The organism is Phytopseudomonas daroniae, from assembly GCF_004327275.1.
Taxonomy (GTDB): domain Bacteria; phylum Pseudomonadota; class Gammaproteobacteria; order Pseudomonadales; family Pseudomonadaceae; genus Aquipseudomonas; species Aquipseudomonas daroniae.
Genome location: NZ_QJUJ01000004.1, coordinates 261,937 through 275,112 on the forward strand (window position 1 = coordinate 261,937; position 13,176 = coordinate 275,112).

At 64.0% G+C, this 13,176-nt stretch carries 11 protein-coding genes; 10 read left to right on the forward strand and 1 reads right to left on the reverse strand.

The genetic code is table 11. The annotated features are described in order from the left end of the window. Positions 1-157 precede the first annotated feature (157 nt). Genes DNK10_RS12055 through DNK10_RS12070 form a run of 4 tightly spaced genes read left to right on the forward strand, consistent with a single transcriptional unit; the run spans position 158 to position 3,690 of the window. On the forward strand, positions 158-1,090 hold the full coding sequence (locus DNK10_RS12055; protein WP_131191724.1) for a 4-hydroxyproline epimerase: 933 nt from the start codon (positions 158-160) through the stop codon (positions 1,088-1,090). Continuing rightward, positions 1,087-2,202 (forward strand): NAD(P)/FAD-dependent oxidoreductase, encoded by a 1,116-nt coding sequence (locus tag DNK10_RS12060; protein ID WP_131191725.1) that lies wholly within the window; start codon positions 1,087-1,089, stop codon positions 2,200-2,202. Before DNK10_RS12055 ends, DNK10_RS12060 begins: the two co-directional genes overlap by 4 nt. Further along, positions 2,195-2,431 carry a (2Fe-2S)-binding protein gene (locus DNK10_RS12065; RefSeq protein WP_131179460.1) on the forward strand — a complete coding sequence of 79 codons (237 nt, stop codon included), beginning with the start codon at positions 2,195-2,197 and terminating at the stop codon, positions 2,429-2,431. Before DNK10_RS12060 ends, DNK10_RS12065 begins: the two co-directional genes overlap by 8 nt. Further along, positions 2,428-3,690 carry an NAD(P)/FAD-dependent oxidoreductase gene (locus DNK10_RS12070; RefSeq protein WP_131191726.1) on the forward strand — a complete coding sequence of 421 codons (1,263 nt, stop codon included), beginning with the start codon at positions 2,428-2,430 and terminating at the stop codon, positions 3,688-3,690. Before DNK10_RS12065 ends, DNK10_RS12070 begins: the two co-directional genes overlap by 4 nt. A 921-nt stretch (positions 3,691-4,611) precedes the next feature. Here DNK10_RS12070 and DNK10_RS12075 read toward each other — a convergent pair. Then, positions 4,612-7,029 (reverse strand): glucose/quinate/shikimate family membrane-bound PQQ-dependent dehydrogenase, encoded by a 2,418-nt coding sequence (locus DNK10_RS12075; protein WP_131191727.1) that lies wholly within the window; start codon positions 7,027-7,029, stop codon positions 4,612-4,614. Between the two features lie 209 nt (positions 7,030-7,238). Here DNK10_RS12075 and DNK10_RS12080 point away from each other — a divergent pair, with 209 nt between their 5' ends. The 6 genes from DNK10_RS12080 (at position 7,239) to DNK10_RS12105 (ending at position 13,109) form a co-directional block, all read left to right on the forward strand. Continuing rightward, entirely contained in the window at positions 7,239-7,988 is a 750-nt protein-coding gene (locus DNK10_RS12080; protein WP_131191728.1) for an AraC family transcriptional regulator, read from the forward strand. A 220-nt stretch (positions 7,989-8,208) separates the two neighbouring features. After that, on the forward strand, positions 8,209-9,027 hold the full coding sequence (locus tag DNK10_RS12085; protein WP_131191729.1) for an ABC transporter substrate-binding protein: 819 nt from the start codon (positions 8,209-8,211) through the stop codon (positions 9,025-9,027). Positions 9,028-9,260: 233 nt separating this feature from the next. Beyond that, on the forward strand, positions 9,261-11,072 hold the full coding sequence (lhpI, locus tag DNK10_RS12090; protein ID WP_131191730.1) for a cis-3-hydroxy-L-proline dehydratase: 1,812 nt from the start codon (positions 9,261-9,263) through the stop codon (positions 11,070-11,072). Further along, a complete protein-coding gene (locus tag DNK10_RS12095) occupies positions 11,065-11,730 on the forward strand; it encodes an amino acid ABC transporter permease (protein ID WP_131177030.1) in 666 nt (221 codons plus the stop codon). Before lhpI ends, DNK10_RS12095 begins: the two co-directional genes overlap by 8 nt. 13 nt (positions 11,731-11,743) lie before the next feature. After that, complete coding sequence (locus DNK10_RS12100) at positions 11,744-12,394, forward strand: amino acid ABC transporter permease (RefSeq protein WP_131191731.1); 651 nt, start codon at positions 11,744-11,746, stop codon at positions 12,392-12,394. After that, positions 12,387-13,109 (forward strand): amino acid ABC transporter ATP-binding protein, encoded by a 723-nt coding sequence (locus DNK10_RS12105; RefSeq protein WP_131191732.1) that lies wholly within the window; start codon positions 12,387-12,389, stop codon positions 13,107-13,109. Before DNK10_RS12100 ends, DNK10_RS12105 begins: the two co-directional genes overlap by 8 nt. Positions 13,110-13,176: the final 67 nt, after the last annotated feature.

Here is a 13,176-nt window from a genome sequence, read left to right on the forward strand (position 1 = left end):
TCCTTCTGGCGAGGCGCAGCAGATCATCGACAAGCGCCAAGCCGCAACCTTGGATGCTATGCTGATTTCGTCATCGCGCCAGTGCAAATCCTTCAAGCCGGGCGGCCCGGCGTCGCGGCACTCTGTAGCCATCCAAACGGCATATAGGCGCAGCCCCATGAAACGCATCGAGGTTATCGACTCCCACACTGGCGGTGAGCCGACCCGACTGGTCGTCAGTGGTTTTCCTGAGCTGGGCAACGGCAGTATGGCCGAGCGCCGACAGCGTCTGGCAAGCGAGCATGATGACTGGCGCAGCGCCTGCATCCTCGAACCGCGTGGCAGCGACGTACTGGTCGGTGCCCTGCTCTGCGAGCCCGTCGACCCCAGCGCCTGTGCCGGTGTGATCTTCTTCAACAACACCGGTTACCTCGGCATGTGCGGGCACGGCACCATCGGCCTGGTGGTGTCATTGGCACACATGGGTCGCATCGGCGCTGGCGTACACAAGATCGAAACGCCGGTGGGCACGGTCGAGGCGACCCTGCACGAGGATCGCTCGGTCAGCGTGCGCAACGTGCCGTCCTACCGTTACCGCCAGGCCGTCGAACTGCAGGTGCCGGGACATGGCTCGGTAGTAGGCGACATCGCCTGGGGCGGTAACTGGTTCTTTCTGATCGCCGAGCATGGCCAGCGCATCGCAGGCGACAATGTCGAAACCCTTACCGCCTATACCTACGCCGTGCAGAAGGCGCTGGAAGATCAGGGCATTCGTGGCGAGGACGGCGGCCTGATCGACCATATCGAGCTGTTCGCAGACGACGATGAAGCGGACAGTCGAAATTTCGTGCTGTGCCCTGGCAAGGCCTACGACCGCTCCCCGTGCGGTACCGGCACCAGCGCCAAGCTGGCCTGCCTGGCTGCCGACGGCAAGCTGCAGCCCGGCGAGATCTGGCGACAGGCCAGCGTGATCGGCAGCGTTTTCGACGGCTCGTTCGAATGGCAGGGTGACAAGGTGATTCCGACCATCCGCGGGCGCGCCAATATCAGCGCCGAAGCCACCTTGCTGCTGGAGCAGGACGACCCGTTCGCCTGGGGCATCCGCCCGTGACCCCAACGCGGGTGGCGGATGTGATCGTTATCGGCGCCGGCATCATCGGCGCCGCCTGCGCCCGCGAACTGGCCGGGCGCGGCCAGCAGGTGCTGGTGATCGACGCCGGCCTGCACGGTGCCACGGCAGCCGGCATGGGTCACCTGCTGGTACTCGACGATAACCAGGCCGAGCTCGATATCAGCCGCTACTCGGTACGCCGCTGGCGTGAGCTTGGCCCACAGTTGCCGGACGACTGCGCCTACCGCAACAACGGCACGCTGTGGCTGGCCGCCAACGAACAGGAGCTGGCAGCGGCGGAAGCCAAGAGCGTCAACCTGCGTGCCGAAGGTATCCGCTGTGAGATGGTGCCCGGCCACGGGCTGCAGCGGATGGAACCGATTCTGCGTGATGGGCTGCACGGCGCTCTGCGCCTGCCGGATGACGGCATCCTCTACGCACCGAACACTGCCCGCTGGCTGCTCGACGACTCGCGTATCACGCAGCGCCGCGCACGGGTCACGGAGCTGGAGGGCAACCGCGTGCGCCTCGACGACGGCCAGTGGCTGAACGCCGATGCGGTGGTGCTCGCCAACGGCATCCAGGCGGTGGAATTGTGCCCGGAGCTGCCCATCGCGCCGAAGAAAGGCCACCTGCTGATCACCGACCGCTATCCGCATCCGGTCAGCCACACCATCACCGAGCTGAGTTACCTGACCAGCGTGCACAACACCAGCGGCGCCTCGGTGGCCTGCAACATCCAGCCACGGCCAACCGGCCAGTTGTTCATCGGCACCTCAAGACAGTTCGATACCCTGGATCCCGAGGTCGACGGCTGGTTGCTGGCACGCATGCTCAAGCATGCCATGAGCTATGCCCCGGGTCTGGCGCAACTCAACGGCATCCGCGCCTGGGCCGGTTTTCGCGCCGCCACACCGGACGGCATGCCGCTGATTGGCGAGCACCCCGCGCAACCTGGCCTGTGGCTCGCAGTCGGCCACGAAGGTCTGGGTGTGACCGCCGCACCGGGTACGGCCGACCTGCTCGGCGCGCTGCTGTTCAACGAGGCCGAACCGATCCCCGCGGCAGCTTATTCACCCCGGCGTTACCTCGGAGAACCCGTGCATGCCTGATCTGCATCTCGACGGTCGCCCGCTCAGCGTGGCACCAGGTACCACGGTCGCCGCCGCGCTGGCTCTGGGCAGTGACGGCAGCGCCCGCACCTCGGTCAGCGGCCAGCGTCGTGCGCCGCTGTGCGGCATGGGCATCTGCCAGGAATGCCGGGTGACCATCGACGGCCTGCGTCGCCTGGCCTGCCAGACCCTGTGCCAAGATGGCATGCAGGTGGAAACTCATCCATGAGCGAACAGACCGAGGTACTGATCATCGGCGCTGGCCCCGCCGGCCTGTCGGCAGCATTGGCTGCTGCCAAGGATGGCGCAAAAGTCGTACTGCTCGACGACAACCCACTGCCCGGCGGGCAGATCTGGCGCGATGGCGTCCAGGCCAAAATCCCTGCACAAGCCCGCCGCCTGCGCGACGCCGTGGAAGCGCACGACAATATTCAGCGCTATGCCGCCACCCGCGTGGTAGCGAGATCCGGCAGCAACGCATTGCTGGTGGAAGATCCCGAGCGTGGCCGGACAATCGCTTACAGCAAGCTGATTCTATGTACCGGCGCACGTGAGTTGTTGCTGCCGTTTCCCGGCTGGACGTTGCCCGGCGTTACCGGTGCCGGCGGCCTGCAGGCGCTGATCAAGGGTGGTTTGCCGGTAACGGGCGAACGCATCGTTATCGCCGGCAGTGGCCCGCTGTTGCTGGCCAGCGCGGACACGGCGAAACACAATGGTGCCCAGGTGTTACGCATCGCTGAACAGGCATCGCTGGGCGCAGTCGTATCCTTCGCCATGCGGTTGCCGCGCTGGCCGCACAAGCTGCTGCAGTCTTTCAGCCTGTTCGACCGCGGTTACCGCACCGCCACCCGGATAGTCGCCGCCTTGGGTCAGGATCGCCTGGAAGGCGTACGTCTGCAGCGAGGTGGCAAGGTCGAAGAGCTGCAATGCGAGCGCCTGGCCTGCGGCTTCGGCCTGATCCCCAATGTGCAGTTGGGGCAAGCCCTGGGCTGCACGTTGAGTAACAACGCCATCAAGGTGGATGCCTGGCAGGCGACCGATGTGGCGGGTATCTACGCCGCTGGAGAATGCACCGGTTTCGGTGGCAGTGAGCTGGCCCTGGTCGAAGGCAGCATCGCCGGGCATGTCGCAGCGGGTAACCGCGAGGCTGCGCAACGCCTGTGGGCCGAGCGCAAGCGCTGGCAGCACTTTGCCGATGCGCTGAACAGGCAATTTGCCCTCGATCCTTCCCTCAAGCACCTGCCCGAGCCGGACACCCTGCTGTGTCGTTGCGAGGACGTGTCCTACGCCGCCGTGGCCACTCACGCCAACTGGCGCGAAGCGAAGCTGGCGACCCGCTGCGGCATGGGAGCCTGCCAGGGTCGGATATGCGGTGGGGCCACGCAGTATCTGTTCGACTGGCAGCCCGCGGCCCCCCGCCCACCCTTCGTGCCGGCCCGTATCGACACCCTGGTGCAGCTGGAAAGCGCTTCCCAGAGCACTCCATGACGGTAATGCCTCTCATTTATGACAAAGTGTTCCAATCACAATCAAACGGTAACAAAACCGGGTAGTGCGGTAACGCTTTCCACGGTCAAAACGGACACCACAAAATCATTAAAATACTAAGTTATTGAAAAATATAGATATTCTAAAATTGGCACAGGATATGCTCTATGTTCCGCACAACAAAAATAACAAGACACATCTGATAACAAGAACAAGACAACGGCTCTAGCATAAGAAAGACAAAATCGCAGAGACGCAGCTAACTGATTTCTTTGGAGAGGACCGCCCTCGGACTTGTACCGCAACCGGGTCGAGAACAATAAAACTGCTTTGTAAGGCAGCGACAGACGGGTTGGATCTTAGGATCACGGCAACATCAGCGTCCAAACAAATCCGTTCGCTCTTGGCCTCCTTTGGAGGCCGCGGCTAAAACAAGAACAAAAGGCCGGTAGCACTAATAAGAACGACGATTCAAACAAGATTTGGGGGAGCTTCGGCTCCCCTTTCTGCTTTCTGGCATTCAGCCTCATCTCGCTCCCCTCGCTCCCATGGCAACAGCCAACGCTGCAGCGTGCCCATAGATCCTGGCCTCCCCAGCCAAATATGCGCTGGCTGTGGCTCATCGTGAAACCGCATCGCCCTCTACTACAGACGCGGAGGTTTAACTTGATCCCGCAGGAGCCGGCTTGCCGGCGATTGCAGCCATATCGCAAATTTGCAGAACGACCACCGGCGAATCGCTCGCAAGGCTAGGCGCCCCCGCAGCTCCGACAGGTTTCGACGGGCTCATGCGATCCCCTAGGAATCGCAGATTGGTGGCCACACAGCGGCTCCCGCTGAATCACCACAACCGAATCGCAGACACGAAAAAGGCCGCATCCCCTTTCGGGCGATGCGGCCTCGGCCACGGCGCAGGTGAATTTACGGCAGCGCGTAGGCAATCACGTAATCACCACGATCCGGCGACTGGCGGGCGCCACCCGCGGTCACCACGATGAACTGCTTGCCGGTCTTCGGTGACACGTAGGTCATCGGTGTGCCCTGGCTACCTACAGGCAGGCGCTGTTTCCAGACCTCCTTGCCGGTACCGCTGTCAAAGGCGCGCAGGTAGTAGTCCTGGGTGCCGGCGAAAAACACCAGGCCGGACTGAGTAGCCAGGGAACCGCCCAGTGTCGGCATGCCAACTGGCATCGGCAGGCGCATCTTGATGCCCAGCGGGCCGGTGTCTTCAACCGTGCCGACTGGCACCTGCCAGGCGATTTTCTGGGTTTTCATGTCGATGGCGGTCAGCGTGCCGAACGGCGGCGCCTGGCAGGGAATGCCCGCCAGCGACAGGAAGCGGTTCTTGTTGACCGCGTAAGGGGTGCCCTTGAGCGGTACTGCGCCCATGCCGGTGTTGACGGCTTCGCCACCCGAGGAGGCCGCGCCCTGGTTGGTCGCCGGGATCATCTGCACCCACAGGCCCAGACGCATGTCGTTGACGAAGATATAGTCGTTGACCGGATCGGTGGACAGGCCGCCCCAGTTCATCCCGCCCAGGGAGCCTGGGAAGCTCAGCGACACATCGGTGCCTGGCGCGGTGTACAAGCCTTCGTAGCGCATCTGCTTGAAGGCGATACGGCAGAGCATCTGGTCGAAGGGCGTGGCACCCCACATATCCGACTCGGTCAGCTGCTGGGCACCGATCTGCGGCATGCCCACCGACAGCGGCTGTTTGAGCGAATACTGCTCACCCTTGATGTCAGCGGCCTTGACCGGTACGTCTTTGACCTCGGTCAGCGGCTGGCCGGTAGCGCGGTCGAGCACGAAGATCTGCCCGGCCTTGGTGCCGATCACCACGGCAGGCACCTTGCTGCCGTCCGCCTTGGGGAAGTCGATCAGGCTTGGCTGCATCGGCAGATCGAAATCCCAGAGGTCGTTGTGCACCGTCTGGTAGACCCATTTCTCCGCGCCGGTGGTGGCGTCCAGCGCCAGAATGGAGGCGCCGTACTTGTGGTTCAGCGCGGTACGTTCAGCACCATAGAGATCGGTGGACGAACTGCCCATGGGCAGGAATACGGTGTTCATCGCCGGGTCGTAAGACATCGGCGCCCACGAGTTCGGCGTGCTGCGCACGTAGGCCTGGCCATCGGCCGGGGCCCGACGCTCTTCGGGGTTACCCGGGTCGAACGCCCAGCGCATGGCACCGGTGGCAACATCGAAACCACGGATCACACCACCCGGCATGTCGGTCTGCACGTTATCGGCCACGCGCCCACCGACCACCACGGTGGTGCCGGCCAGCAGCGGCGGCGAGGTGAGCTGGTAGAAGGGATCGGGCGCGTCGCCCAGGCCGGCCTTGAGGTCGACCTGGCCGTTGTCGCCGAAGCCCTGGCACAGCTCGCCGGTATCGGCGTCGACCGCGATCAGGCGGGCATCGATGGTGTTGGTCAGCAGACGGCGGCGGCAGTTGGCGCCTTCGGCGATCGCCACGCCCGGAACTGCAGCAGCACCTGCGACATCGGGTTGCTGCAGCGGTGCGTCAGCATCGAAGTAGGCCAGGCCACGGCAACGCTGCCACACCGAAGACTGGGCGTTGATATCGTTGCGCCACAGCTCGCTGCCGGTATCGGCATCGAGGGCGATGATGTTGTTGTGCGGCGTGCACAGGAAAACCTTGTCACCCACCTGCAATGGGGTGAGCTGATCCTCGGCACCGTTACCGTCGCTCTCCGCCACGTCGCCCGTGTGGTACGTCCAGGCGACCTGCAGATCCTTCACGTTGGCGCGGGTGACCTGATCCAGCGCGGCGAAGCGGCTACCGCCCGCGGTATTGCCGTAGTGCTCCCAGTTCTTCTGAGCCTGGGCCGGGTCGACTGGCGTCACAGCCGGACCATCGCCCGTTGCCGCCACCGTGGAATGCGCCACGAAAGTGCCGCTGAAGCCGGCTATCAGCGCCACGCCCAGAATGCCCGCCAGCGCGTAGGCGCCCCGCCCACCGTGGCCACCTGCGGCCTTCTTGAGGGTTGGATAGATCAGCGCGACGACCAGGGCGATTGCGCCAAAGGTGAACAGGCGCGAGAACAGCGGCCAGAACACCAGGCCGACATCGGCCAGCGCCCACGCCAGGGTGCCGAGCAGGGCCACGGCGAACAGCCAGGCGCCCGCGGGCTTGCGTGCGGCGATCAGTACGCCGCTGACGACTACGGCCAGCCCCATGATCAGGAAGTACCAACTGCCGCCAAGGCTGGCCAGATAACCACCGCCACCCAGCAAGGCAAGACCGACCAGGGCGATCAAAACGCCGACGATCAGCAATAGTGCACGTGTGCCGCGTGAGGCACCTTTACCATTCTTCATCGTTCAATCCCATTTTTCAGAAGCACGAAAACGCAGCATCGGCGCCGTTATCTGAGGATAGTCGACGGTGCTGTTTGTAATAATTGGTATGACTTGCAAGTGTGCACCGAAAAGATTCACGTCGCACGCAGAAATTAACCATACGGTACATTTTCCTGGCTGCGGTCGACACGCTAGGCTCAGCGGTTCCTGACCAGCTCGCAGACATCATGCAAAGCCTGTTGCCCATCGCGCCCCACCACGACCTGCCGACCTTGATCAGCAGCCTCCGGCAGATCGAGCCGCTGCTCGATGCCATGCCCGAGGTGGTGTTTTTCATCAAGGACACGCAGACCCGATACGCCCTGGTCAACCAGACCCTGGCACAGCGACTGGGCTTCAAGAGCAAGGGCAAACTGCTTGGGATGACCGCCGAACAGGTGTTTCCGGCCAGCTTCGGCCCCTCCTATACGGCGCAGGATCGTCGGGTACTCAAGGACGGCAGCCAACTCGCCGACCAACTGGAACTGCACCTCTATTACGGCAACCAGCCCGTCTGGTGCCTGACCCACAAACTGGCGCTGCGCAATCAGGCGGGCGAGATCATCGGTTTGGCCGGCATTTCCCGCGATGTGCAGTTGCCACAATCCAGCCACCCTGCCTATCCGAAACTGGCGGCGGTGGATGCGCATATCCGCGAGCACTTCGCCCGGCCGATCAGCCTGGCCGAACTCACCGAACTGGCAGGCTTGTCGGTGGCTCAACTGGAACGCTACTGCAAACGCATCTTCCAGCTCACCCCGCGGCAGATGATTCACAAGGCGCGCCTTGGCGAAGCCAGCCGCCTGCTGCTGCAAACCCTGCCGATCACCGAGATCGCTCTGCGCTGCGGTTACACCGACCACAGTGCCTTCAGCCGACAGTTTCGGGCGCTTACCGGGCTGACGCCCAGCCAGTTTCGCGACTCGCACAAGGGTTGATACCCAGCGGTGTTCCCAAATGGGGCGCCATGGGAGATGCATCGCTCCCATATGTAACACCGCGCCGCCGGTAACGTCGGCCAGCTTTTCCCTCTCCCCCGCTCGACCCATGGCTCATGGGGCCTGCAGCGGCAGGTCGTAGAACAGGCACAGCCGTTGCATATGAAATATCGTATACGAAATTTCCTATAACTACCGTCTGCACACTTTCGAGGCCCCTATGAAAAACCCCGCTTTTGCCGTAGCCCTCAGCGCAGTACTCAGCACGACTCTGATCGGCACCGCACACGCCGACAAACTCGACTCGATCATCGAATCCGGCAAGCTGCGCTGCGCCGTGACCCTGGACTTCCCGCCGATGGGCTCGCGTGACGACAAGAACCAGCCAATCGGCTTCGACGTCGACTATTGCAACGACCTGGCGAAAGTCCTCGGCGTCGATGCCGAAGTGGTCGAGACGCCCTTCCCCGATCGTATCCCGGCCCTGGTATCCGGTCGCGCCGACGTGATCGTCGCCTCCACCTCGGACACCCTGGAGCGGGCCAAGACCGTGGGCATGACCGTGCCCTACTTCGCCTTCCAGATGGTCGTGCTGACCCGCGAAGACACCGGCATCAACGGTTACGAAGACCTCAAGGGCAAGCCGGTGGGCAACACCAGCGGAACCTACGAGGCCATCGCCCTGGAGAAGGACGTGAAGGCCTGGGGTGGCGGCAGCTTCCGCGCCTACCAGTCGCAGAACGACACCATCCTCGCCGTCGCCCAGGGTCATATCGCCGCCACCGTGGTGACCAACACGGTCGCCGCCGCCACCCTCCAGTCCGGCAAGTACAAGGGCCTGAAAGTGGTCGGTGACGCACCCTATGTCGTCGACTACGTGTCCCTGGCGGCCAAGCGCGACGAGTATGGCCTGATCAATTATCTCAACCTGTTCGTCAACCAGCAGGTACGCAGCGGCCGCTACGAAGAGCTGTGGAAGAAGTGGGTCGGCGACGACATCAAACCGGCCAACCTGACCGTACCGGGCGTGTATTACTGATTTGACCGCCATGTAGGGTGGGTTAGGCGCCTGTTTCAGGCCGCATACCGAGTGCGATTTCCCGCGGCGCCGTAACCCACCATGGTCGCAACGCCGACTATCGCTTGGTGGGTTACGCGACGCGCCGAGGGAACGGCGTCTGAGATTGCGAGGCATAGCGCCGCTAACCCACCCTACGTCGGCAACATATAACTGGAACAACGCTCGACCTTATTCCTATCTGGAGCCCATCGATGCCAACAGCCGTGGAACCCACCTCGCTCAGCCCCGACGCCTGCGCCCTCCAGGGCCGCAGCCTGGTCGCCGGCTGCACCGAGGGTGAGTTGCTGTTCGCCGAGATGGGCCTGAGCTTCTGGGGCGGCGTCGATCCATTCACCGGCGAGGTGATCGACCGTCACCACCCACTCAGCGGACAGAACCTCGCCGGCCGCGTGCTGGCGATTCCCAGCGGCCGCGGCTCCTGCACCGGCAGCAGCGTGATGATGGAGCTGCTCAGCGGCGAGCACGCACCGACCGCTCTGGTGCTGGCCGAGGCCGATGAGATTCTGACCCTTGGCGTGCTGGTGGCCGAGCTGCTGTTCCAGCGCTCTATCGCCGTATTGAGCATCGGCCACGACGCCTTCTCCCGCCTGCGTGGCCAGGCCTATGCGCGCCTGGAGGGCGAGCGCCTGACACTTTATCCACAACGTCCTGCCGATGCCCGACCGACTACGGTGGCGTCGCTACGCGAACAACGACCGTTCAGTACCGCGTTGCACCTCAATGAAGGTGACCGAGCCCTGCTCGATGGCGCTCATGGCAAGGCCGCGCAGATCGCCATGCAACTGGTGCTGCGCATGGCCGAGCTGCAGGGTGCCCGCGAGTTGCTGGATGTCAGCCAGGCGCATATCGACGGCTGCATCTACACCGGCCCGGCCAGCCTGCGCTTCGCCGAACAGTTGGTGGCCTGGGGCGCCAAGGTACGGGTACCGACTACCCTCAACTCGATTTCCGTGGACCAGCGCCGCTGGCGCGCCCTGGGCATTGATGCCGCATTCGGCGAACCGGCCAGCGCGCTCGGCGATGCCTATATGGCCATGGGTGCGCAGCTCAGTTTCACCTGCGCGCCCTACCTGCTGGACAGCGCGCCAGTCGAGGGCGAGCAGATCGTCTGGGCCGAATCCAATGCGGTGGTCTACGCCAACAGCGTGCTCGGCGCGCGCACCCTGAAATACCCGGACTACCTGGATATCTGCATCGCCCTCACCGGCCGCGCGCCCAGGGTCGGCTGTCACCTCGACGAACAGCGTCTGGCCAGCCTGCAGGTCGAGCTGCCGGCGCTCGCCGGGCTGGACGATGCCTTCTACCCGCTGCTCGGCTACCACGTCGGCCTGCTCTGCGGCAGTCATATTCCACTGGTGCGCGGGCTGGAACAGGCCGAGCCGAGCCTGGACGATCTCAAGGCCTTTGGCGCCGCATTCGCCACCAGCTCGGCAGCACCGCTGTTCCATATCGCCGGGGTGACCCCGGAAGCCAAGCACCCGGAGAAAGTTATCCACAGCGCCGAATCGGCGCCCACCGAGTGGGTCACCCTCGCCGATCTGCGTCGCAGCTGGGACGAACTCAACAGCGCTGATGAAGCCGAGGTAGGGCTGATCGCGCTTGGTAATCCGCATTTCTCGCTCAGCGAATTCGCCCGCCTCGCGCACCTGTGCGCGGGCCGCAGCAAGCATGCTCAGGTAAGCCTGGTGATCACCTGCGGCCGGGCGATTCTCGAGCAGGCTCGCGCCGCCGGGCACCTGACCGTGCTGGAAGCCTTCGGCGCGACCCTGGTGACCGATACCTGCTGGTGCATGCTCGGCGAGCCGGTGGTACCAACCGGCTGCCGCACGCTGATGACCAATTCGGGCAAATACGCCCATTACGCGCCGGGGCTGGTCGGCCGTGCGGTGCACTTCGCCAGCCTGGCCGAGTGCGTCGACACCGCCTGCTCGGGCCAGGCCAGCGGCCGCCTGCCGGACTGGCTGCAACCCGCTTCCCCTGTGGAGATCGCCACGCATGTTTGATTACACCTTCCATTGGCGCCAGGCGTTCAGGGCCCTGCCGGACATGCTCGCCGGGGCCTGGGTGACCTTCGAGACGGCCGCCCTGTCGATGATCTTCGGCGTGCTCATCGCCCTGGCCCTGACGGTGCTGCGCGAAGTGAAGAATCCACTGGCCCGCGGCTTCGCCAACGGCTGGGTGTCCATCGCCCGCAACACGCCGTCGCTGTTCCAGATCTACATCCTCTATTTCGGCCTGGGCTCCCTGGGCCTGCACGTCAGCTCCTGGGTCGCCCTGCTGGCCGGCATCACCTTCAACAACGCCGGCTACCTGGCGGAGAACTTCCGCGGCGGCCTCAAGGCGGTGCCCGACACCCAGGTGCGGGCGGCCCGCTCGCTGGGCATGAGCGCCTTCCAGGCCTACCGCCTGATCGTCGTGCCGCAGTTGCTGCGCATCGTCTTCTACCCGCTGACCAACCAGATGGTCTGGGCCGTGCTGATGACCTCCCTGGGGGTGATCGTCGGCCTCAACAACGACCTCACCGGGGTGACCCAGGACTACAACGTCAAGACCTTCCGCACCTTCGAGTTCTTCGCCATCGCGGCGGTGCTGTATTACCTGATCGCCAAGGCGATCGTAGCGGTAGCCCGGCTGCTGGCCTGGCGCCTGTTCCGTTACTGAGGAAGCGCTCACCATGTTCGATACCGGCTTCACCTGGAACGATTTCCTCTTTCTGCTCGAGGGCGCCTGGGTCACCCTGCAGCTGACCTTCTGGGCCATCCTGCTGGGCTCCTTCGCCGGCCTGCTGTTCGGTCTGCTGCGCGCCCTGCTGCCGCGCACCAGCCTGCCGCTGGCCTGGGTGCTGGATGTGTTTCGCAGCGTGCCGCTGCTGATCCAGTTCGTGCTGTTCAACTCGTTCAAGAGCATCGCCGGCATCGATATCAGCGCCTTCGCCGTGGGCTGCATCGTGCTCGGCATCTACGCCGCCGCCTACTTCACCGAGATAGTGCGCAGCGGCGTGCTCTCGGTGCCGTTCACCCTGCGTCGCGCCAGCCGTTCCCTGGGCCTGAGCTATATGCAGGATCTGCGCTACATCGTCCTGCCGATGGCCACGCGGGTGGCCTTCCCCGGCTGGCTGAACCTGGTGCTGAGCGTGATGAAGGACACCGCGCTGGTGATGTGGATCGGCATCGTCGAGCTGCTGCGCGCCTCGCAGACCATCGTCACGCGCATTCAAGAGCCGCTGCTGGTGCTGTGCATCGCCGGCCTCATCTACTACGTCATGAGCCTGGTGGTCGCCCGCCTGGGCGCCCGTCTGGAAAGAAGGTGGCAGGAAAATGATTGAGATCGACAACGTACACAAATCCTTCGGCGCCCTCGAAGTGATCAAGGGCGTCAGCCTGACCGTGAACAAGGGTGAAGTGGTGTCGATCATCGGTGGCTCCGGCTCCGGCAAATCGACCCTGCTGATGTGCATCAACGGCCTGGAGTCGATCAAGAGCGGCAGCATCCGCGTCGACGGCACCGAAGTGCACGCGCCGGGTACCGACATCAACAAGCTGCGGCAGAAGATCGGCATCGTCTTCCAGCAGTGGAACGCCTTTCCGCACCTGACCGTGCTGGAGAACGTCATGCTGGCGCCGCGCAAGGTGCTCGGCCTGAGCAAGCAGGAAGCCGAGGCCATCGCCGTGCAGCAGCTGACCCATGTCGGCCTGGCCGACAAGCTCAAGGTATTCCCCGGCAAGCTCTCCGGTGGCCAGCAGCAGCGCATGGCCATCGCCCGCGCCCTGGCCATGAGCCCCGACTACATGCTGTTCGACGAGGCCACCAGCGCCCTCGACCCGCAACTGGTCGGCGAGGTGCTGGACACCATGCGCATGCTCGCCGAAGACGGCATGACCATGGTGCTGGTGACCCACGAGATCCGTTTCGCCCGTGACGTGTCCGACCGCGTGGCGTTCTTCCGCAACGGCCTGGTGCACGAGATCGGCACCCCGGATCAGGTGATCGGCAACCCGCAGAAGCCGGAAACCGCCGACTTTCTCAAATCGGTTCATTAAGCGCTGCGCCGCAAACGAACCGTAGGATGGGTCGGGCCGCGCAGGTGTAACCCATCAACAGCCGATG